General features: G+C 62.5%; 18 protein-coding genes and 1 pseudogene. 7 read left to right on the forward strand and 12 right to left on the reverse strand.

The window, feature by feature from the left end; all coding sequences use genetic code 11:
- The 3 genes from CAF74_RS28115 to CAF74_RS28125 form a co-directional block, all read right to left on the reverse strand.
- Positions 1-1314, reverse strand: a 1314-nt coding sequence (locus CAF74_RS28115) for a DUF4347 domain-containing protein (protein WP_139832938.1), incomplete at its 3' end; no start/stop codon positions are given.
- A 54-nt stretch (positions 1315-1368) separates the two neighbouring features.
- A complete protein-coding gene (locus CAF74_RS28120) occupies positions 1369-2214 on the reverse strand; it encodes a sulfotransferase (protein ID WP_011331872.1) in 846 nt (281 codons plus the stop codon).
- A 137-nt stretch (positions 2215-2351) separates the two neighbouring features.
- A complete protein-coding gene (locus CAF74_RS28125) occupies positions 2352-3947 on the reverse strand; it encodes a glycosyltransferase family 39 protein (RefSeq protein WP_085748520.1) in 1596 nt (531 codons plus the stop codon).
- A gap of 240 nt (positions 3948-4187) precedes the next feature.
- Here CAF74_RS28125 and CAF74_RS28130 point away from each other — a divergent pair, with 240 nt between their 5' ends.
- The 7 genes and pseudogenes from CAF74_RS28130 (at position 4188) to CAF74_RS28160 (ending at position 11742) form a co-directional block, all read left to right on the forward strand.
- The gene (locus CAF74_RS28130; protein ID WP_064382667.1) at positions 4188-4775 is read left to right on the forward strand and encodes a phage tail protein; all 588 of its coding nucleotides are present in this window, start codon (positions 4188-4190) and stop codon (positions 4773-4775) included.
- A gap of 56 nt (positions 4776-4831) precedes the next feature.
- On the forward strand, positions 4832-5143 hold the full coding sequence (locus tag CAF74_RS28135) for a hypothetical protein (protein WP_085748521.1): 312 nt from the start codon (positions 4832-4834) through the stop codon (positions 5141-5143).
- Positions 5144-5303: 160 nt separating this feature from the next.
- Positions 5304-7067: a type VI secretion system tip protein VgrG gene (locus CAF74_RS28140; protein WP_139832939.1), complete on the forward strand. Its 1764-nt coding sequence runs from the start codon at positions 5304-5306 to the stop codon at positions 7065-7067.
- A 16-nt stretch (positions 7068-7083) separates the two neighbouring features.
- Positions 7084-7932 (forward strand): DUF4123 domain-containing protein, encoded by an 849-nt coding sequence (locus CAF74_RS28145; protein WP_085748522.1) that lies wholly within the window; start codon positions 7084-7086, stop codon positions 7930-7932.
- Complete coding sequence (locus CAF74_RS28150; protein ID WP_085748523.1) at positions 7929-8702, forward strand: hypothetical protein; 774 nt, start codon at positions 7929-7931, stop codon at positions 8700-8702. The genes CAF74_RS28145 and CAF74_RS28150 overlap by 4 nt, the downstream gene beginning before the upstream one ends.
- Positions 8703-8714: 12 nt before the next feature.
- On the forward strand, positions 8715-9542 hold the full coding sequence (locus CAF74_RS28155; protein ID WP_219733687.1) for a hypothetical protein: 828 nt from the start codon (positions 8715-8717) through the stop codon (positions 9540-9542).
- A 12-nt stretch (positions 9543-9554) separates the two neighbouring features.
- Positions 9555-11742, forward strand: a pseudogene (locus tag CAF74_RS28160) (lipase family protein).
- A 1-nt stretch (position 11743) separates the two neighbouring features.
- Here the strand turns inward: CAF74_RS28160 and CAF74_RS28165 are convergent.
- The 9 genes from CAF74_RS28165 to CAF74_RS28205 all read right to left on the reverse strand — a co-directional run bounded on the left by CAF74_RS28165 (position 11744) and on the right by CAF74_RS28205 (position 22540).
- Positions 11744-12235: a GNAT family N-acetyltransferase gene (locus CAF74_RS28165; protein ID WP_085748524.1), complete on the reverse strand. Its 492-nt coding sequence runs from the start codon at positions 12233-12235 to the stop codon at positions 11744-11746.
- A gap of 11 nt (positions 12236-12246) precedes the next feature.
- Positions 12247-14343: a biotin/lipoyl-binding protein gene (locus tag CAF74_RS28170; protein WP_085748525.1), complete on the reverse strand. Its 2097-nt coding sequence runs from the start codon at positions 14341-14343 to the stop codon at positions 12247-12249.
- Positions 14344-15663: an efflux RND transporter periplasmic adaptor subunit gene (locus CAF74_RS28175; RefSeq protein WP_085748526.1), complete on the reverse strand. Its 1320-nt coding sequence runs from the start codon at positions 15661-15663 to the stop codon at positions 14344-14346. It lies immediately after the preceding gene.
- Positions 15660-16439 (reverse strand): efflux RND transporter periplasmic adaptor subunit, encoded by a 780-nt coding sequence (locus tag CAF74_RS28180; RefSeq protein WP_085748527.1) that lies wholly within the window; start codon positions 16437-16439, stop codon positions 15660-15662. The genes CAF74_RS28175 and CAF74_RS28180 overlap by 4 nt, the downstream gene beginning before the upstream one ends.
- 83 nt (positions 16440-16522) lie before the next feature.
- Positions 16523-17974, reverse strand: a complete 1452-nt coding sequence (locus CAF74_RS28185; RefSeq protein WP_085748528.1) for an efflux transporter outer membrane subunit — start codon at positions 17972-17974, stop codon at positions 16523-16525.
- Entirely contained in the window at positions 17971-19041 is a 1071-nt protein-coding gene (locus CAF74_RS28190) for an HlyD family secretion protein (protein ID WP_085748529.1), read from the reverse strand. Before CAF74_RS28190 ends, CAF74_RS28185 begins: the two co-directional genes overlap by 4 nt.
- An 18-nt stretch (positions 19042-19059) precedes the next feature.
- Positions 19060-20595 (reverse strand): MFS transporter, encoded by a 1536-nt coding sequence (locus tag CAF74_RS28195; protein WP_085748530.1) that lies wholly within the window; start codon positions 20593-20595, stop codon positions 19060-19062.
- Between the two features lie 102 nt (positions 20596-20697).
- Entirely contained in the window at positions 20698-21615 is a 918-nt protein-coding gene (locus tag CAF74_RS28200; protein ID WP_039773030.1) for a LysR family transcriptional regulator, read from the reverse strand.
- 58 nt (positions 21616-21673) lie between these two features.
- The gene (locus tag CAF74_RS28205; protein WP_011331855.1) at positions 21674-22540 is read right to left on the reverse strand and encodes an ABC transporter permease; all 867 of its coding nucleotides are present in this window, start codon (positions 22538-22540) and stop codon (positions 21674-21676) included.
- Positions 22541-22557: the final 17 nt, after the last annotated feature.

Below are 22557 nucleotides of genomic sequence, written 5' to 3' on the forward strand. Positions count from 1 at the left end.
GTAGCCACCGCCGTAACCGCCGACGCCGCCGCTGCCGGCCTGCCCGCCAAGGGTGCCGGTGCCCGGTCCGGCCGAGCCACCATGACCGCCACCCTGACCGCCAATCCCGCCGCCACCGCCGCCACCGCCGCCGTAGTACGCACTGGTGACCCCTCCGCCACCACCACCACCGGCTGCCGCGTTGCTGGTCACCGTAACGTTGTTCAACGTGAGGATACCGGCGTTGAAAATCCCCCCGCCCATGGCACCGGTTGCGCCGTAGCCGCCATTACCGCCGTTGCCCGAAACCAGGCCACGGGTAATGACCAGACCATCCAGGGTCACCGTGCTGCCGGAGGTGATTTCCACCACTCGGGTCCGGTATTGGCCATCGAGCGTGACGTCGGCAACCCCGTCATTGTTCAGGTCACCATCGACGGTGATGTTCTTGTTGATCAGCAATTCCGAGGTGAGCTGCACCGTCATCCCGGAGCTGAAGGTCACGATGTCGCCGTTCTGCGCCGACGCCAGCGCTGCGCGCAGCGAGCCGACCCCGGTGTTGGCATTGTTGGTGGCGGTCCAGGTGGCCAGGCCCCACTGGTATTCGCTCATCGCCTGGGTCGACAGCACGTTGGCACTTTCGATGGTGCCGGTGGCGATCTCCAGATCCCAGTCGCCGCCCAAGCCCGTGCGGTTGCTGGAGGCGGCCACGTCGCGGCCGGTCAGCTGCGCCAGCGAGTCGACGAAGCTCAGGCCACGATCCCCTTCGGCGGTGTAGCAGCCGTAGATCAGGATGTCGCCGCCAGCGTTCATGTCCTTGCCGATTTCCGCCAGGATCGCGCTGCGCTGGGCAACGTTGTCGGCCGACAGATAACTGTTGCCCAGCCACAGGTCACCGGCATTGCCGTGGGCAATGATCTGCACCGAGCTCACGCCCTGATGCTGGTCGAGATAATCGGCGATCTGCTGCAAACCGTCCTTGCCGGCATCGAGCTTGACCACTTGCGTGCCGGGGGCCACGCCCTTGAGCAGGCTGTCGGCATCCTTGACCCGGGAATCGACGAACACCACGCTCTGCCCCGGCACGGCTACCGGGCTGGCGGCGGGCGTAGCATCGGCCTGGCCATGGGTGTCCTTGCTGGCGCTCGGGTGGTCGGCGACCGGCGCTTTCGCGGCATCGGCGGTGGCATGGCTGTCAGCCTGGGCGGCGGTGTCGGCGACGGTGGCCGCGACGGCGCCGTCGAACAGCATGCGCGGTTCGAGCGACATGATCATGGGCGCCGCCAGCGTCCGTTGGCCTTCGGTAACCCGCGACTTCTGCTTGCTCCACCACATGTTGCTCACCCGGACTCGAACACAGTTGTTGACGCATCAATGAAAACGCCGCGATCAACTGATCGCGGCGTCGGACTTCATACGAATGACATTGGCAGCGCTGGCTGAGCCATCGAGCCAGAAGGACAGATCGGCGTATTGCTTGAACAGATCCGGCGGCAGGATCGTACGCCGCGACTGCAGGGCGACCTTGGGTTTGACCTTGTGCAGGCCAGCCACACCGAGGGCCTGGTCGAACTCTGGCGCGTCATAGGCCAGGTGCTCGAAATCGTGCTCGAACCAGGGTTCGCCGATGAAGTCGTAGACCAGCCGCAGCACCCGCTCCGGGGCTTGGGTCAGCAGGTCGTAATCGACGATCAGCAGCGAATCGGCGTGCTCGCCGTAATAGGCTTCCTTGAGCGCCGCCCAGGCAAAACCCACCAGGCGATTGCGCTGGGCCAGGGTTTCGCAGCGGCTGTAGACCGTGTTGCGCTCGACCGCATCGCCGAACAGCTTGGTGTTTTCGAAAGGATTGGCGCGGTACAGCCGCTCCAGGCTGTCCATCACCCAGGCGACGTTGCGCACACAGGCGATGACCTTGGCTTGAGGGAACAGGTCGTTGATGGCCGGCAGTCGCGCAGACCACTGGCGGTTGGTGTCGAACACCACCGGTTTGTCGGCCTTGTCGGCGTAGTAGGAATCGAACAGACCGCGCAAAAGGCGGCGGCGCATGTCGGTGTCGATCACCGCGCCGAATTCGCTGCCGGCACTGCATTGTTCAAGGACACCGGAGAACAGCGCGCCGACCGGACTGGTCATGCCGGCATGAAAACGCGGGTTCTGCAGGAGGATTGCAGAAAGGAGGGTAGAACCTGAGCGCGGCAAGCCGGAGATAAAGTGGAACTGCTGCAATCCCTTCACCGTATTTGTAAGTCCTTTTGTCTGATGAGCGTAATCCAACAATACCCATTCGACTAGTAGTGTTTTGATATCAGAAAAGAGCAAAACGGACTTAAAAACTTAGCTTTTATCGCGAATAAAATGGTGAAGCGTTTAAGTCAGTTTTCTCCCGATCTATTGGGCGCCTGCAACGAGAAAAGTCGCGCTTTCGCCCCGCCCGCGTGCACCTGATCCCGCAGCTGCCAGGTCGCAGGCAAGGGCAGAAATGGATCGGGTACTTCCACGTCCAGATCACCGATCAACCAGACCCGGGCACTGTCCTTCGACAGGTCGCCCAACCGATCAAGGTAAACCTCATCGGACACCAGCGTGCCGAAACCGTAATGGTTCGGGCGAGTCGAGCGTCCCTCGGCGGTGGGCGGCGTAAACAGCCGGACTTGAGCCTCAGTGCGGTTGTAATAGACGTAACTGAGGTACCAGAGCATGTCGCTGGTGACGATCCGGTCGCCGCTGGCGAAGTGGCGGTTGACGTAATCGACCATGACGTTGAACTGGTCGTTGCGGTCGACCGTGGCGTTGTTGTTCACCCCGATCATCTCGACCCCGACCAGCGACAGCAGCACCGCCATCGCCAGCACGCGCACGCTGCTGTAGAGCCGGTCGATGGCCAGCGCCGCCAGCATCGGCAGCCCCAGCGCGTAGGCAGTCAGGTAACGCTCGATGAACATCGGCGTAATGAAAGACACGGCGAACACCAGCAACAACGGCACGCCGGTGTAGACCGCCAGCAGCACGCTGCCATGGTTCACGCTGCGATCACGGGCAACGGCGACCCCCGCCAGCACCAGCAAAGCCAGGGGCACACCGCCGAACAGCAGCAACGGGAGATGTTCGCCCTCGTCCTGAATCAACCAGAGCCAGATCATCGACGGCAGCGAAGACAGGGTCACCGGATCTTCCCAGCCCACATCGCCGCCGGCCTTGAGCGCGTCCATGTGTTGCAGCAGATCGATCAGGTTCGGTAGCCACGGCAGGTAGAGCACGACGATGGCGAGATTGGCCAGCCACCAATCCTTGCGCTGGAGATGCTTCAGGCGATAACCCGGCAACAGGCGGATCAACCCCAGATACAGCCAATGACTCAGCGCCGCCAGCACGGCGAAATAGTGGGTGTACAACGCCGCCGTCATCAGCAGCGCATAGATCAGCAGATAGCGGTGACGATGCGGTCGCCTGATCCACTTGACCAGCACCAGCGTCGCACCGATCAGCAGCAAACCCAGCAACGCATACATGCGCACTTCCTGGCTGTAGCGCACCGCCGTCGGCAGCAGCGCCAGCAACACCCCCGCGATGATCGCCGCGCGGCGAGTGGCCAGCCGGTCGACCAGGCTCACGCCAAGTCCGACCGTGGCGATGCCGGCCAGTGCGCTGAAGCTGCGAATGGCCAGGAGGCCGTCGCCGAACACGCCGATCCAGCCGTGCAGCAGCATGAAGTACAGCGGCGGATGCACATCGAACGCGGCATGCGTCCAGATCCCGCCCGGCGAATAGCGCGCCAGCAGCAGGCTCGAACCTTCATCGCCCCAGATCGCGGCAGCCGTCAGGTCATAAAAACGCACCACGGTGGCCAGCAGCAGGATCGGTATCAACCAGTGCTCGCGCGCCCAGCGCAACAGGCGCCGGACACCGGCATTCGGTGCGGCGAACGGATCCTGAGTATCTCCCAGCGGTGTCTCGCGAAGGACCTCCATCAACCTCCCCTCAGCGTTTTTGCGAACACAATTGCGTCATCAACTGCCAACACTGTAGGCCAGCACCGCAGTCGACGCGCGGCCACGACGACGTCCGGCAAGTCCGTCGATCCGGGTCTACGCTACGGCGTGGCGTGACCTGCCCGCGCAAAAGGAAGGAGTCAGCACAACGTTTCGACCGGCCCGACAACAAGGGCGACCGCGCGGCGCGCCGACCACACAACAGAAGGATGAGGAACCATGGAAGTCTTTATGGGTACGATTCAACCGTTCGCCTTCAACTTCGCCCCGAGTGGCTGGGCCTTGTGCAACGGGCAAATCCTGGGCATCTCGCAATACCAGGCGCTGTTCGCCTTGCTGGGCACTTACTACGGCGGCAATGGCACGACCAACTTTCAACTGCCCAACCTGCAAGGTCGCGTGCCCGTCGCACAAGGCACCGGACTGGGCCTGACACCGCGCGTCATCGGTCAGGTGTACGGCACCGAAAACGTCACCGCCACCATCGCCAACATGCCCAACCACACCCACGCGATGACCGGCCTCACCGCCAACACGGCCTTGTCCCTGGCCGTACCCGCCAGCAATCCAGCGACTGTGCCCACCGCCACCAATTCGTACATCGGCGCGTCCGGCGGCGGCCCGGGTTCGGCGAACATTTACTCCGACGCACAAGGCGCCACGCCGGTGCCGCTCAAGGGTGTGACCACCACCGTCACCGGGGACATTTCCTCCACCGGCGGCAGTCAGCCACTGCCGATCCTGAACCCGGCCCTGGTCCTCAACTTCAGCGTTGCCCTGAACGGCCTGTTCCCGTCGCGCAACTGAGCAAACGCCGGGGGCTTCACCGCCCCCGGCCGTTCTTTTTTCACTGGAGTCAGACCATGCTGCAAGCGGTTCAGATTCAACACGTCCAGCCGTTGCTCGGACAGCAACGCACGCTGCACCTGCCCGATGGCACGGCATTGCCGATCCGGATCGAGCACCTTGATGAGGTCCCCGCGGCGAAAACCCGCTACAGCGAACGCATGCCCTTCTGCCTCGAATTCAACAGCCTGGTGCCGACCGACTTCGTCGACGGTTTATGCGCGCTGGAGCTGCCGGAACTCGGTCGGGTAGAGGACATCTTCGTGTCGCGGGTGCCGGCGCTGGGGCGGGATCCGCAGTTGGGGTATTTCTGCATTTCGTTCAACTGATTCGCCACTCTGAAAATCTTGTAGGGCGATTCCGTAGGATGCGGCTAAAGCCCTTGTAATCCGGGCTTTTAAACCGAATGAATTGGGAAACGTCCGACATAAATTCGCGGTTCATCTTGTTAGCGTTGTTCCGAATCTGTCACAGGACAAGGAACAACGGATGTTCAATGCCAATGCTCGTTTGCGCCTCATCACCGACGCCTTTAAACACGACCTGCAGGTGCTGTCCTTCACCGGCACCGAATCCATCAGCCAGCCTTACTCCTTCGACGTCAAACTGGTCAGCCCGAGACCGGACATCGATCTTCCCGGCCTCATGCACCGGCAGGCCTTTCTGGCCTTCGATGACAACGGGCATGGCGTCCATGGACAGATCCAGCACATTGGCCGGGGCGATATCGGGCACCGGTTGACCCAATACCACCTGACCCTCGCGCCATGCCTGGCGAACCTGGGCCATCGTTTCAATCAGCGGGTTTTTCAGCACCTGAGCGTTGCGCAAATCATCGGGCAGATTCTTCAGGAACATGGCATTCACGCGGATGGCTACCTGTTCCAGATCGGCCAGGCCCTGCCGGATCGCGAATATTGCGTGCAATACAACGAGTCCGATCTGCATTTCATCCAGCGCCTGTGCCAGGGAGACGGCCTGCACTATCACTTTCGCCACAGCCTCGACAGGCACCTGCTGGTGTTCGGCGACGACCAGACCGTGTTTCCCAGGCTGGCCCGACCGACCCCGTTCAAACCGCGCAACGCGATGGTGGCCGACCGGCCGGTGATCCACCGTTTAGACTGCGGGCTCAATACCCGCACCAGTCGCGCCAGTCGGCGCGCCTACGATTTCGAAAGGGCGCGCATCGTGCTGGAGTCCGACGCGCGGATACCGAACGAGAACTGTCAGCCTGATCTGGAGGATTACGCCTATCCGGGGCGAGTCCTCGACCGGGAGCACGGCAATCTGCTCGCCCGACGAATCCTGGAACGTCATCGCAGCGATGAGCGCGTGGCTCAGGGTGACAGCGACGAACCGGCGCTGGTGTCGGGGCATTTCCTGTCGTTGTCAGAACACCCCGACCCCGCATTGAACGACCTTTGGCTGCTCACCGAAATCGAACACGAAGGCCAACAGCCTCAGGTGCTCGAAGAAAGCGGCAGCGACATCGCCGTGAGCGATAAAAGCGACTTCGTCCAGGGCTACCGCAACCATTTCGAAGCCACACCGTGGGATGCGATCTATCGCCCGCCGTTGCGCTACGACAAACCTTCCATCGGCTGTACCCAGACCGCCGTGGTCACCGGGCCGGAAGGCGAAGACATCCATTGCGACAGTTACGGCCGGGTCAAGGTGCAGTTTTTCTGGGACCGCGAAGGCCGGCACAACGACAAGAGCAGTTGCTGGTTGCGGACCACCACGAACTGGGCCGGCAACGCCCATGGCAGCGTGATCATTCCGCGCGTGGGCATGGAGGTGCTGGTGACGTTTCTCAACGGTGATCCCGACCATCCGGTGATCAGCGGTTGCCTGGCCAACAGCGCCAACCCGGTGCCCTATGAATTGCCGGCGCACAAGACCCGCAGCGTGTTCCGGTCCCGCAGCACGCCCGACAGCAATGGCTTCAATGAGCTGATGATCGAAGACCGCGCCGGTCAGGAACTGATCTATCTGCGCGCCCAGCGCGATCTGCAGCAGAAGATCGAGCACGACAGTCACCTGGATATCGGCAACCAGCGCCGGGAAACCATCAAGGGCAACAGCGTCAGCGTGCTCCACGCAGAAGAGCAACGCACCATTACCGGTGATCGCAAGACCCATCTCAAGGCCAGCGACTACCTGCACGTCAGCCAGAACAGCCACACCCGGATCCGCTGGGTGCAGATTTCTGCCCGATCTGCGAGGCCTGTCGAGGAGGAGCGTGCCTGATCGAGGGAGCCGCCGCATGAGCCAATCCTTTGTGCCGCACTGGCTGATCGAGCAACACCGGGCGGATCGCCTCCTGTGTCTGGTACTCGACTCGCAGAACGAACGCGACATGCGCCAGCGCTGGCTGAAAAGCAGCCGTTACGAGCAGTACGCCAGCGTCTACGGTGAAACCGTGGTCGCCGAACTGGCGGACACCGGCCCGTTCCTGTTCACCTTCGACCAGCCCGACGACCGTCGCCTCGATGCCCTGCTCGACAGGCCCGACAGCCATTGGGGCTGGCTCGCCAGCCTGGGCAAAGGCGAGTTGAAGACGTGGATCAGGCACTGGCAGGAACGGATGCTCGTCGGCACCCGTCCGCATCAGGCGCTGTACCGCTTCCACGACAACCGGGTGCTGGCCCGGGCGCTGGAACATCTGCCGGTCAAGGCGCTACCGGCGTATCTCGGGCCGGCGATCAGCGTGTGTTACTGGCAGGGCTCGCATTGGCAAAGCACCGACAACCCAGCGCCCGGCACCAATCTGCTGCCGGACTCGCCGCCATGGCTGCACCTGCCGATGCCCGATCAGCCCGCCATGGAGATTCGTCTGGCCAATGCCCACCGTTTTCTGCTGGCCGAGCATGTGCAGGCCTACGCCGGGCTGGCGGGCTCGCAGGATCCGCACATCTGGCTACGCGAGCGACTGGCACAGGCCGAAGCCTGGGGCTGGCTGGCGCCGGAGCGGCTGGAGTTTCTGCTGATCCAGAGCCTGCACACCCCGGCCCTCGCGCCTCATTGGCAACCCCGACCGGACGAAACGCCGGATGAGCACTTTGATCGGGTTTACCTGCTTTCGAAGAGCTGGAGCGGGGAGATGCCTTCATGAAGATTCAGCTCAAGAGCATCGTCCTGATCGGCGCCTTCGCGGCACTGGGGGGCTGCCAGGGAAAACCGCCCAACACCTTCAAATTCACAGCCGATCTACCACCGGGGTTTGCCTACGTCGCAGTGGTTTATTACGTACCCGAGAAAGGCCAGACCTGCACGGTCGACAGGCGCGACAACCTTGCGCCGGTGTTCAACAGCAAGTGGCGCACGGAGTACAAGCCGGATGCCGAGATCACGATTCGCAAGATTGTTAAGGGGTGTCCGTTGGTCGTGAGGCGAATCGAGCTGGAGATCAACTCGAGCTATGGCAAAACACGGGGCGACTTCAGTGGTGACGAAGCCATGGTTTTCATCCGCGATGATCTGGAGGAGCAGTTCAAAGGCGTATTCAACGAGGCCGGTGAAAGCACCTTCCACGGTCAGTGCGAGTGGTGGTTTCGCACCTCGGGCAAACCGCGAATTCTAAGAAAAATCCTGGATTGCAGAACGGTCGATGCCCAAGGAGCACGTGCCTACGGGAAGACCTTCGGGGCTTTTAACCCTGATCAACTGCCGGGCAAAACGGTGAGGATGAAGATTACTTTGGCAGAGGAAGAGAAACCCGGATGGGGGGATACGTGGGTGAAAGTTCCGAATGGCTGGAAGCGATGCCTGGGTGATGGATATGACGATCCGCATGCCTATTGCAACGGCAATTACACCGACTTCAGCACATTCAAAATGCCTGATGGCCGAGTCTGCACCATTTATCCGGGCTGTACGGAATAAGGAGGTTTCGCCATGACATCAATTCAAAAGGAGCTGCAATCTCCAACACTGACCTCCCCGACGATTGGACTCGCGCTGCGCAGTGCGACTTTGGTTGTTTGCCTTGCCCTCATCGCTGGGTGCAAAACCCAACCGGCAAATACATTCACTTTCACGGCAGAGCTACCGCCAGGGTTCGCCTATGAAGCCCTCGCAGAGTATGAGCCGATCAATAGTAGTGAAAACTGCAGAGCCATAGACCTCCGCAAAACAGCCAACAGATACAACAGGAATTGGCGAGAAACGTACGAGCCGGTTTCCGAAATCGCCATCCGCAAGACCATCAATGGTTGCCCGATGGTAATACGTCGAATTGATCTGGACATCAGAGCCGCCTACGGGAAGGACTGGAGCGACATTAGCGCTGATAGTGCAGCTGTTGTTATACGGTCGGAATTGGACGATCGCTACAAAGGCACTTTTAACCATAAAGGTCTAAGCATTTTCTACGGCCAATGTCAGTGGCTTTTTCGCACCTCAGGTAAGCCGAGGATCCTGCGAAAAATACTCGACTGCAAGGAAACCGATGCTCAGGGCACTCCACAGCCGGGGCGCCCGTTTGCGGCATACACCCACGATCAACTTCCAGGCACAACCGTGAGGATGAAAATCAAAGTAGCAAGGGAAGAACAACCTTACTTCAGGGACACCTGGGTAAATTTTCCAAATGGCTGGAAGCGATGCTTAGGCGACAACTTTGAGGATCAGTACGCCTTTTGTTATGGCAACTACACCGACTTCAGCACTTTCACAATGCCGGATGGCCGAGTCTGCACCATTTATCCAAGTTGCACTGAGTAAGGAGGTTTCACGATGGAATCAATTGAAAAGGATCTGCCGTCGCCGTTAGGCGGCCGCATGCTGACATGTCCTGCCGGTGGCAAATGGACAAGTTTTCAACTCATCGATGAGTTTTACTCGGGTGAGCCCTATGCTGGATTGGCCTATGTCGCCACTGATTCGGAAGGCCATAAATACATAGGACGTCTGGATGCAGCGGGCAAGGGCAGAGTGGACTATCACTTTGCGGGGCCTATATCGTTGCTATTTGATCAATCGTATGAAGGAAAGGAACAGCTCTACTCAAGTTTGCAAAGCAGGCGACATTACCCCCCTAAAAATAACCGAACTTCAGGTACGCGCCGAAAAAACTCGTGATCTGAACCGGAATGCCACCCGCACACGGGAACGACCCGAGATTGCTGACGGTGCAGACTACTTTCAAGTCGAAGTCCGTCACCTGGTCAGATATGCCTCGCATCTGCCACCCGAGGTGTATCGCGATTACCCTCTCGACTCCGGCTGTGCAGCCATCATGCGCGAACACGGCAAACTGGGTGTCGCTCTGATGCCACAACGTCACACTGTTCTTGAAGTGCGCCCGTTACGCGCGTTGCGACCGATGTTATCCACAGCTCCGCAATTCTGTGCACTCAATCTGTACCAGCTCTCATTGATGGCAACCTTGAGCTACTGCCCCTTCGGTCAGAAGCCAGAAAGTGCTCCCATCAAAGAAAATCGAGTGACCTTTCCTTTGCAACCCAGCGTAGGCAATTGGTTTGGCGACGCCTTGGCCAAGTCCGACGAACTATGGAAAGTCGACTCGAATCAAATCAAAGCCTATTACCCTCTGTACGAAGACGTGCCGTATTCCAAACGCCTGGAAATCGTTCCATTCGACTCGGATCTGTACGAAGTGAATGACCCGAAGAGGATCGAGTCGCAAGAACATCCAGCCAAGGTTCACTTCCTTGATGACAGAAGCGAAGGAAATGAGGCTACCGACACCCAAGCCTTCATCACCCACAACGACGAACTGATCCTGATCGCCGTTCGCGGCACCGCCGAGATCGTCGCCGATGGGTTACGCGATGCCGATGCCTTGCAGGTGCCGTTTGCGGAAGGCGAAGGCCAGGTACATCGAGGTTTCTATGAAGCGGCCAAAAAAGCTGCCGCATTCGCCGTCAATTACCTCGAAAAGTTCTACACCGGCCAACACCTCCTGATCTGCGGCCACAGCCTCGGTGGCGCAATCACGCTGCTGCTGGCCGAAATGCTCCGCCGTAGGCCTGAGGGCTACAAAATCCAGCTCTACACCTACGGCGCCCCCCGCGCCGGCGACGCGGATTTCGTCAAGGGCGCAGCCGATCTCGTGCATCACCGGATGGTCAACCACAACGACCCGGTGCCCAGCGTGCCCGGCAGCTGGATGAACACCAAGGCCGATATCTACGGCACCGGGGCGGCGCTGACCTTCGTGAATGTCCCGCTCGGTCTGTCGGTGTTCGTCGCGGGCATCACCAACTGGACCGGGGAAGCCTACGACCACCACGGCCGTTTGCGACACGCCATGCCGGTGGAGTTCGGCCGCCAGCAGGTATCGTCAATTCTCTGGGAGCCGGGCTGCGACACCATCACCCAGCACGCAGCCTGCGACGTGGCGATCCGGCAGCGGCACGGCCTGCCGGATCGGCCGACGTTGCTCAAGCAGATCTTCGACGCCGGGCACCATTCTATGACCGGGGCTTACATCCCGGCGTGCTGGGCGGTGTTGCGGCGTTGGCAGGAGGCACAGGAGTCAAACCGCACGCTGGTTACCGAGCGAGAATTCGCGCTGGTTGAGACAGCGCTGCAGCGCATCACCGATCAGTTGCGCCGCCAGCGCAGCAATTTGCCGGGACGGCCGGACAGCTATGTGCGCAGCCGGAAAAACATCGTCGAAGCGCTCAATCATGAAATCGAGAACATCCGCACGACCCGCGAACGGCTGGCCAGTCTGCGGCACCGGCGCCTGACGACCACGGATGTTTATGGATCGCTGGCAAAACAACCGGAACGTCTGGCCGAAAGCCTGCCGCGCTGGCAGCTGCACCCGGAAAACCTCGCAGCCGAACAGCTGGCCATGGCACCGGAAGCCGCTGAGGATGACCCGCTGCTGGTAACGCTCTACGGCCACAGAATCGGCGCGCCCCACACTTTCGACATTGACTCGATCATCTGACTCAAGCCTGTGGATACCACACCAGCCGCTCCGCCGCCGGGTTGCGCTCCTCCACCGCAAAACCCAGCGCCAGGTAATGCTGGCGCGCATGGGGGTTGTTGGCCCAGACCACCGTCGCCACCGGGCAGCGCACTTGCTGCGCGGCTTTTTGCACGCCTTGCAGCACGGTTCGTCCGTAACCTTTGCCCCGGGCCTGTGGAATGAACGCGAGGTACAACACGCGGATTTCATTGACGCCGAAATCGGTGCTGAGTGCGCCGATGGCCGTGCCGAGTTTTTCCACGATGTAGTGCATGGCGTTGGGATGGTTTTCCCCCATGCCCTGCTCCTGCACCTGAAACTGCTGGGCGACGATTTGCTGCACTTGCTCCTGCTCGCCGTCGATCCATTGCAGATCCGGCCGCGCCGATTGATAGAGGCTGTGCAGAAATGGCCCGTCCGACGCCCGCGAAGGCCGCACCACCAATCCGCCCGCCGCCAGGTTGTCCGTCATCTTAATGCTCCCTAGAAACCGCTTTCCCTGACCCCCAGCGCCGCCATCCGGCGCCAGGCCACGCCGAGCACCGATTCGCCGCTGCCCTGCAACACCACCACGCCGCGCAGCGGCTGCACCGGGGTCGGTGCCTGATCCAGCGTAGTCAAACGCACGCCGTATTGCGCCTGCACCGGTTCCGCTCGTTGCTGCTGATCGCGGCGCACGGCAATCGGCCCGTGGTGATCGGAGGTCAGCGCCTCCTGATCGACATAGGCCACACCGTTGGTGTCGATTTCATTGAGTTGCACCGCGATGGCGGCATGCATCGGGTCGTCGGCGATAAACCGCCCGGTGGCACCGGGCTTGACCCGCCACAGTTCGGCTTCGGCCAGGTAACCACGCAGTCGCGTGCCGTCCTCGACCACCCGCGCCAGCGCATCCTTGCTCGACAGCCAGCGACCCGGCGTCAGATTTGGCAGCAGATCACGCACGGTGCCCGCATGAGGTGCGCGCAACAGCAGGCGTTCACGTTGAGCAGTCAGGCCACGGTATTCCGCCACCGCTTCGGCAAGGCGTTGCTCGACGATGCCGGCGTCGGCAGCGGTTTCACTGCGGCCAGCCTGACGGCGCATCAGCAATTGCTGGATGCGGATTTCCCGGCGGACGATGGCCTGCCGCGAATCGAGGTCCGGCGATTCCAGCTCGATCAGCACGTCGCCCTGAGCCACGGTCTGACCATCCTCGACCTTCACGGCTTTGACCCGCGCCGCCGTCGGTGCGTGCAAGGCACTGGCGCGACCGCCCTCGAGCATCGTCGGCAATTCCACCGAACTGCGCCACGGCACGATCAGCACCAGCAACAAGCCGAGTACCGCCAGGCTGCTGAGCAACACCCGAGGGCCGTGAGCCTGTTCGCGGCGGCTCCACCACTGGCGCCACTCACTCATGATCGGCAGAAAGATGAACCACACCAGCTCCACCAGCATCAGGAAGATCCCCAACACCTTGAAGAACAAGTGATAGACCGCCAGCGCGATCCCGAAAAACAACGCCGCACGCCATAACCACGAGCCATACCCCCAGATCAGCAAACGCCGCTGCATCGTCGGCGACCAAGGCTCCGGCGCCGGAGCGCCATAGCCGAACAGAAACTCCCGCAGCCGCCAGCGACACAGGGCAAAGGCCCGGCCCTGCAAATTGTCGACTTCCCATAAGTCGCTGAGCAGAAAGTAGCCATCGAAGCGCATGAAGGGGTTGAGATTGACCACCAGTGTGGTGATCCACGTCGCGCTGGCGAGCATGAACGCCGCCGTGCGACCGGGCCCGTCCGGCAGGAACGACCAGACCAGCAGCGCGATGCTCGCCAGCAGTAATTCCGCCAGCACCCCACCGGCACCGATCAGCAGTCGCGCACGTCGATCATTGACCCGCCAGGCATCGCTGACATCGGTGTAGAACATCGGCAGCAAGACCATGAACGCCACGCCCATGCTTTGCACCCGACACCCGGCGCGCTTGGCCATGAACGCATGACCGAACTCGTGACAGAGCTTGGCGAAGAACAGCGAGATGCCGAACGCGATCGCGCCGCCGAGGCTGAACAGGTGCGGAAAGGTGCCGACGAACCGCTGCCAGTCCCGCGACACCAGAAACACCCCGAGCGCCAGCGTCGCCGGCAGACCGTAGCGCAAAACCTTCGGACCGAAGCGCTCCAGCCACGGCCAGGCACGGTTGAGAAAAGCGTCCGGGCGCCACAGTGGAATGCGGAAGAACAGGTATTGATGCAGCAGGATTTTCCACAGGCTCTGGCGTTGTACGAGGGCCTTGAGCCGATAACTGGCGCGCTGTTGCTCGTCGAGGGCACTGATCAGATCGTGACCGCGCAGGAACTCCAGCAGTTGCGCCAGCTCGTTGCCGTCCAGAGGCAACCCCGGTTCACGGTTGGCGGCGCGCAGCACTTGTTCGGGATCGCCCAGCGACCAGTGGCGCAACAGGCGCATGGCCGCCGTGCCGAGTTTGAAGTAGCGCCCGCGCACCGGGTCGGCCAGGGTCCAGCGCGGCGAACCGTCCAATGCCGGCGCCGCGGGCGACAATTGCAGGTCGGCACGCAGGCTCGGCAGGGTCATTTAAAGGCCTACGCTCTGGCGCAGCCCGGCGAGCGGACGCCGCAGCAGGTACAGGGCCAGCGGCGCGCGGTCGCCGAAAATTTTGGCGGTGCCGCGCAGGCCGATGCGCGGCGGTGCGTCGGCGAAATTGGCGTCCAGCCGATAGGCCAACTGGCCGCCGGCGGTGGGCTGCGCCTCGTAGGCCGAACGTTCGAGGGTGGCGAGGTGACGTTGCAACGGGTCGCTGTCGAGAAACAGCGCGACTTCGGCGCCCGGCTCCAGCGAGATCGCGTCGCCCACGGCCAGTTCGATACGCAGTTCGGCCTGGCTCGGGTCGGCGATTTCCATCAGCCGTTCGCCGGTCTGCACCGGTTTGCCGGTCCAGCGCTCGGCATCGGCGAACACCGCAATGCCGTCGCGCTCGGCACGCACTTCGCTGCGGTTGAGCAGTTCGCGGGCGTAGTCGCGTTCGGCGCGTTTCTGTTCGGCGCGGGCGGCCAGCAGGTCGACCCGGGAGCTGGATTCGGCATCAACGAACGAGCGCTGGGAATTGGCTTTGAGCTCCGCTTCGGCGACCCCGAGCGCACGCTCGGCGACATCGGCCTGAGCCTTCAGCGTCGTGCTTTCAAAACGCAGCAACAGGTCATCGGCTTTCACGCTCTGGTTGGGTTTGACCAGAAACTCGGCGATCACCCCGTCCAGCGGTGCGGCGACAACGCGCCCGCCCTGAGGCACCACTTCGGCGGGCGCCAGCACCGACTGGCGCACCGGGATCAACAGCCCGAGCAACAACAAGGCGACCAGCGCCACCTGGCGTTTACGGGTCCAGCGCAGCCGCCAAGGTTTTCGCGGTTGCAACGCCAGCCAGGCATGGCTGTAGGTGTCGCCCAGTTGCGACAGCAGCACTTGCTCGGAAGGGTTCCACGGCAGATCACGGGCCAGCCACAAACCGCCGAACACCTGACCCTGACGGTCGATCAGCGGCAACCAGAACACTTGCATGGCCGACAGGCTGCGCCAATCGGCCTGAATCGATTCGCCGACCATTTCCGGCGTGATCACCCGCGCCTGTTTCAGCACATCCTGCTTGAACAACTGCGCCACAGCCTGCTCGACGAACGCCACGAACGGCGCATTCGGCTCCACCGCGCTGACCCCGGTCACCGCCTGCACCTTGCCGGCGATCAACAGCGCCGCATGGCGAAAACCGAACAGCGACTGGCCGTCATTGACCAGGCTGTAGGCCAGTTGCGAAATGTCTTGGGCCGCGCGGGTCTGCCGTTCGAGATCGAGAAACCGCGCGAACACTTGCTCGGCGGCGCCGCTCACCGGGGCGTTCACTTAAGCTCCGGAAAACGCGCGGTGCCGCTCATACCGGCGAGCAAGCCTTTGGCTTCGGGGAGTGTTGCGACCAGCAACAGGGTCTGACTGCCCTCATCGATCCGCGCACCGAGGCGTTTGACCGTGGCGTCGATGGCCTGACCGGTTTCATCGGGCACGAAGCTGAACGACTGACCGGGCTTGAGCCTGGCCATCCAGCGCGACGGCACCAGCAGATGGATTTCCAGCGTGCGGTTGTCGACCACATCGAGCAGCGGTGCACCGGCCGGCACGCTTTCGTAGCGTTGCACCTTGCGCTCGACCACTTGCCCGTCGAATGGCGCAACCACGCTGCAGCGTTTGACCTGGACTTGATAAACCTGAGATTGCGCCTGGGTCTCGCTGACCTTGGCTTCGGCCCGGGCCACTTCGAAACGCCCGACGGAATTGAGCGCCGCCAGTTGCCGGTTGTGCGCCAGCTCTTCACCGGCGCCACGGCTGGCGGCTTGCGCGGCGTTCAACTGGGCCTGATAAGCCGAACAGTCGAACCGCGCCAGGGTATCGCCCTTCTTGAACGACTCGCCCTCGCTGAACGGCAACTCGATAATCCGCCCCGACAACTCACTGGCCAGCGTCGCCTGATCCCGCGCCCGCAACACCCCGCGCGCTTCACTGCTGGCCGACGCATTCGCCGCCCCGCCGTTATCCAGCAGCGGATCGTCTGGCGCGGGCGTTTGAGCCTGAACTGCACACGTTACAAAGGTCAATCCGACAACCCAACCACGAAAACGCCGCATAACCGTTACTCCCTGACGGATGCTCGGAGTCTACGACAGCGGGGATTAGCGTCAAGCGAAAGGCCATCATTCGGGTGGGAGAATCAACGCTGCGCCATCTCCCCCACCGGATACACCGACTCCCATCCCCCGCCCAACGCCCGGTACAGCCCGACCATCGCCAATGAAACGCCGGTGGAGCTTTCCACCCATTGTTCCTGGGTGGCGAGCAGTGCGCCTTGCACGGTGAGGACGTTGACGAAGTCGACCACGCCTTCGACGTATTGCTGTTGTGCGGTGCGCAGGGCGATCTGGTTCTGGCGCACGGCTTCGGCGAGGCTGTCGCGGCGGCGCTGGCTGGCGTTGTAGGCGGTCAACTGGTCGTCGATTTCGTGCCAGGCGCGCAGGACGGTCTGTTGATAACCGATCGCCGCTTCCTGTTGCTGGGCTTCGCGCAGTTGCAGCACGCCGCGCAGGCGGCCGCCGTCGAACAGCGGCAGACTGAATTGCGGGCCGATGCCGAAGGCCCGTGAGCCCCAGGAGCCGAAATCACTGAGCTGCATGGCTTGCGAGCCGAGATTGCCGGACAGGGTGATGCGCGGATAGAAATCGCCCTTGGCCACGCCAATGTTGGCGGTGGCGGCATGCAATCGGGCTTCGGCCTGGCGGATGTCCGGGCGACGTTCGGCCAGTTGCGACGGCAGGCCGATGGCGACGGTCAGCGGCGACTGTGGCACTGGCGCATCTGTGGATAACTCTTTCGCCAGCGCCTGCGGTGGTTCGCCCATCAACAGGCTGATGGCGTTGATCAGTTGCGCCTGACGTTGCTCCAGCGCCGGCAGGCGCGATTCGATGGCCGCCACTTGCGCGGCGGCTTCGGCGACGTCGAGATCGGTGGCCACGCCATCGTTGAGGCGCAGTTGCGAGAGCTTCAGGCTGTGCCGCGCCACGTCGAGGTTCTGCTCGGTGACCGCGCGGGTGTTCTGCACACCACGCAGCTGGATGTAGTTCTGCGCGGTGTCCGCGAGCACCGCCAGCAGCACACCGCGACGGTCGTTTTCCGCGACTTCGAGATTGGCATCGGCCGCTTCGGTTTCCCGGCGCACACGGCCCCAGAAATCCAGCTCCCAAGAGGCGGAGAAACCGGCATCCCACAGGTTGAAGGCAGAATCGCCGTTGTGCCCGGACGGGTCGTTCAGGCCCTCGCCGCTGTTGCGTTTGCGTGCGTAGCTACCGGTGGCGGCAGTCGTAGGATAGCGGTCGGCGCTGATCACCTGACGGGCAGCGCGGCTTTGTTGCAGACGGCTGCTGGCCAGTTGCAGATCGAGGTTGCTGCGCAGGGCGCGCTGGGTCAGGGCCGAGAGTTGCGCGTCGTGAAAGACTTCCCACCAGCGCTCGTTCAAAGGTTCGCTGACAGCCTGGCTGACGGCAGTTTTTGACGGTTTTGCCCACTCGGCAATCTGCGTGGCTTCGGGTTTCTGGAAGTCCGGGCCGACGGTGCACGCCGCCAGCGCCGACAGACTCAGGACCACTGTCAGGGAATGAAAGCGCTTCATCGCTGTGTCACCTCACGCACCGACGTCGCCGAGCTTTCGGTGTCGATGCTCGCCTCCACCGACATCCCCACCCGCAAGCGTTCGGCCAGCGGCTGGCCCGGATCCAGCAGGACCTTCACCGGAATCCGCTGCACGACTTTGGTGAAGTTGCCGGTGGCGTTGTCCGGTTTGACCGCCGCGAAGGTCACGCCGGTAGCCGGGGCGATGCTCTCGACACGGCCGGTGAGCGCTTCGCCGCCGAGGCTGTCGACCCGCACGATAACGTCCTGCCCCGGCTGCACGTCGGTGAGCTGGGTTTCCTGGAAGTTGGCGACCACATAGGCCTGCTTCAACGGCACCACCGCCAGCAGTTTGCTGCCCGGCGTCACATAGGCGCCGACCCGCACGGCGCGCTCACCGATCATGCCGTCCTGGGGCGCGGTGATGCGCGTGTAGGACAGCTCGAAACTGGCGATTTCCAGCGCGGCCTGAGCGTGTTTCAAACTGCCTTCGGCAGCATCGCGCTGCGCCGTCAGAATCTCGACCTGTTTACGTTCCGCCGCCAGTTTCGCGGTGGCCGTGTCCAGCCGCGCAGAGGCCTGATCGATCCGGGTGCGCGCCTGTTGCGCGTTCTGCACGGTGCCGGCACCGACGCCGGCCAAGTGGTTGTAGCGGTTCAATTCCTGCTGGGCGAAGGCCATTTCAGCCTTGGCCGAAACCACCGACGCCTGCGCTTGGGCGATCACCGAGGTCTGGCGCTCCAGCGTGGCCTTGGTGTTCTGCAATTGAGCGCGGGCGACCAGGGTTTGCGCATCGGCGGCCTCGGCGGCGGCGCGCAGGTCGCGGTCATCGATCAGCGCCAGCAACTGCCCGGCCTTGACCTGCTGGTTGTCTTCCACCAGCACCTCTTTGATGAACCCCGCCACACGCGGCACCACCAGAGTGAAGTCGGCAGAAACGAACGCATCGTTGGTGTTCTGCTGAGTACGCTTGCCGAACAGGCCGGGCATCGCCAGATACACCAGCACACCGACCGCCAGCGCAGCGGCCACAGCCACCGCGAGTTTTTGCTTTGCTTGAGTCGTCATAAGAACCTTCTATTTCAGTCAGGTCGGCGCGCGCGGCGGGAAGATCCGCGTCGGCAGCCAGAAAATCAGCAGGATCAGCGCCACCGCGACGCCGGCCATGCACAGATAAAGATCCGAAGAAGTCAGCACCACCGCCTGTTCATGCAGGCGATGGGCGAGGCCGGGGTCGTTGCTTGCGGCCAGCGGCGAATTGCCGAGGCGATCGACCAGCATCGTCGAGTGAAAATGCAGGCGCGAAGTGGTCAGCGCCTCGATCACGCCGGTGGCGACCACCGCCGCCAGGCCTTTCACGGTGTTGAACCACGCCGAAGCGAACGGCCCGTCCTGCGGCTGGATGCTGCCGGTCGACAGCATCAGCAACGGCAGCACCGCCATCGGCTGGCCGAAAATCTGCAGCCATTGCAGGACATAGAAATCGTCGCGAATCCATTCCGAGGTCAGCTGCGAGCCGCCCAGGCACGACAGCGTCAGCATGCTCAAACCGATGCCGAGCACCCAGCGGCAATCGACCCAACGCAGGTTGCACAACGCCGCCACCAGCGGCAGCGCGATCAACTGAGGTAACGCCGCGATCAGCATGATCGGCGCGGTCTGTACCGGCCGGTAACCCTGCACCTGAGCCAGATAACTCGATGGAATCAGCACCACCGCCAGCAGCACCACCAGCACGCCGGCCAACGTCATCAGCGCGAACGACAGGTTACGAATGCCGAGCATCTGCAACTTGAAGAATGGAATCGGCTGCGACCATTCATTGATCAGAAACGCCACCAGCAACAGCGAACCGGCGCCGAGCAAAGCGCAGATCAGGTTCGACTCGAACCAGTCCAGGCGATTGCCCTGCAGCAGGCCGATCACCAGCATGCAGATCGCCGGAAAGCCCAGCAGCAGGCCTTTCCAGTTGAATGACTTGAGGCGTTCCAGACGCAGCGGATCCTGCGGCAAGCCGTACGCAACAGCGGCCATGGCGATCAGGCACGGCACGATGATTTGCCAGAACGTCCACTGCCAGCCGACGTACTCAGTCCACAGCCCGGCCAGCGGCGTACCGAGACCAGGGCCGAAGGTAGCGGTCAGGGCATAACCGGCGAGGCCATACAGTTTGATATTGGCCGGTAGGAAACGCAGGGCAACGGTCATCAGCATCGGCGGCAGCGCACCGCCGGCCAAGCCTTGCAGGATGCGCATCAGCAGCAGGCTTTCGTAGTTCGGGGCGAACGGGCAAAGCACCCCGAGCAGGGTGAACACGCCGATGGCGCACAGGGTGAAGCGACGAAGGGAAAAGGTCACCGAGCACCACGGCGCGAACGCCATGGCCGCCACCGAGGTCGCGGTGTAACTGGCGACCAGCCAGGTGCCTTCGTCGTAACCGATGCTCAGGGCGCCGCGAATGTCGGCCAGGGCGACCTTGGTCACCATCTCGTTGAGACCCGACACCAGCACCGCCAGCAGCACACCGACCAGACCGATGATGATCCGCGCCCCGAACACCGGTGGCGCGGCTGCCATCGGAGCGGTAGCGGCAATCGGTGCCGTGACCGTCAGGGATGTCATGCAAGCAAACTCCGGAGGGAAAAATACCGGAGCATGTTAGTAGGGCTTAGTGCTGACGAAAATTGACTTATTGGCAGCTTATAAGTGCGCCAGACGCAATCGTCAGGGCTGTGCCGCCAGCCAGGTTTCGTCGCAGCAGGTCTTGAGGGTTTCACGCAGCCAGCGGTGGGCCGGATCCTTGTCGAAACGCGGGTGCCAGGCCTGGGTCAGCATCAGGGTCGGCAACGGGACCGGCAGATTGAACGAGCGCAGCTTCAAGCCCAGCCGCCGCACGCTGAGCAGCGCTTCCTTGGGCACCGGCAAAATCAGGTCGGAGTCCGGCAGGGCGAACATCGCCGCGTGGAAACTCGGCGCAATCACTGCCACCCGTCGCTCCAGCCCCAGGGCATTCAAAGCGGTGTCGATGGGCCCACGGGCGATGCCCCGGCGGGACATGCTGATGTGGGAAAAACCGGCGTAACGTTCGGCCGTGATCTCGCCATCCAGCAGCGGATGATCCTCGCGCACCAAGCCGACGAAGTGGGTGGAAAACAGGTTCTGCACTTTGACTTCCGGCGTCACCGGGCGGGTGTTGCTGACACTCAGGTCGATCCGCCCTTCGCGCAGGGCTTCATCGTCGCCATCACCTTCGGGAACGAAACGCAACTCACAGTGCGGCGCCAGTTGATCGAGGGTGTCGAACAGCTTGCCGCCGTACACACCGACGAAGAAGTCGTTGGCGCGAATGCTGAAGCGCCGGCGCAACGTCCCCAGTTCCACCGCATCGGCCGAGCGAAACAGCAGCGCCGCCTGCTCGACCACATCGCGCACCTGCTCGCGCAGCTCCAGGGCCTTGGGCGTCGGCACCAGGCCGCGACCGGCGCGCACCAGAATCGGATCGCCAATGGCTTCGCGGATCCGCGTCAGCGTGCGGCTCATGGCCGCCGGGCTGAGGTTCATCCGCCGCGCGGCGCCGACCACGCTGCCCTCGTCGAGCAAGGCGTCGAGGGCGACCAACAGGTTCATGTCCGGGAGTTGCATGCTGAGCACTCGTGACCGATCAGGATTGATTCGCACGCAATGCTAGCAGATCAGAAAATCAGCGCTGCATCCCCCAGCGTTTCACCGTCACCCGCTCCAGCGTGTCGAATACCAGGTTCTCCACCAGCAGACCGATGAGGATAACCACCGCCAGACCGGCAAACACCTTGTCGGTGTACAGCTCGTTGCGGTTCTGGAAGATGTACCAGCCCAGGCCGCCCTTGCCGCTGGTGGCGCCGAACACCAGTTCGGCGGCGATCAGGGTACGCCAGGCGAAGGCCCAACCGATTTTCAGCCCGGCGAGGATCGATGGCAGCGCCGCCGGAATCAGGATGAACAGCACGAAGCGCATGCCCTTCAAGCCGTAGTTGCGCCCGGCCATGCGCAGGGTTTCCGAGACGCCGAGAAACCCGGCGTAAGTGTTCAACGCCAGCGCCCACAGCACCGAATGCACCAGCACGAAAATCAGGCTGTTCTGCCCCAGGCCGAACCACAGCAACGCCAGCGGCAACAGCGCAATCGCCGGCAGCGGGTTGAACATCGAAGTCAGGGTGCTGAGCAAGTCCCGACCCACCTGGGTCGAAACCGCCAGCGTGGTCAGAGCGAAGGCCAGGACGATGCCGATCAGGTAACCCTTGATCAGCACCACCAGCGAGATCCACACCTTGCCCAGCAGCTCGCCGCTGAGCAGGCCGTCGTACAGCGCATGACTGGTCTGCAAAAAGCTCGGCAGCAACAGGTCGTTGTTTTGCACCCGGGCGACCACCTCCCAGAGCACGGCGAGCAAAATCAGGATCACGCTTTTGCGCAGCCAGCCCTGTTGCCACAGGCGCTGGCCCAGCGGCAGCTCGCGCTCCACCGGGACGCTGGTCAGCGGTTGCAGATCGTTTTCGAATTCTTGACGTACGGATGATGAATGGCTCATCGGGCAATCCTCCAGGC

Source organism: Pseudomonas sp. R45(2017) (assembly GCF_002112305.1).
Lineage (GTDB): Bacteria > Pseudomonadota > Gammaproteobacteria > Pseudomonadales > Pseudomonadaceae > Aquipseudomonas > Aquipseudomonas paraglycinae.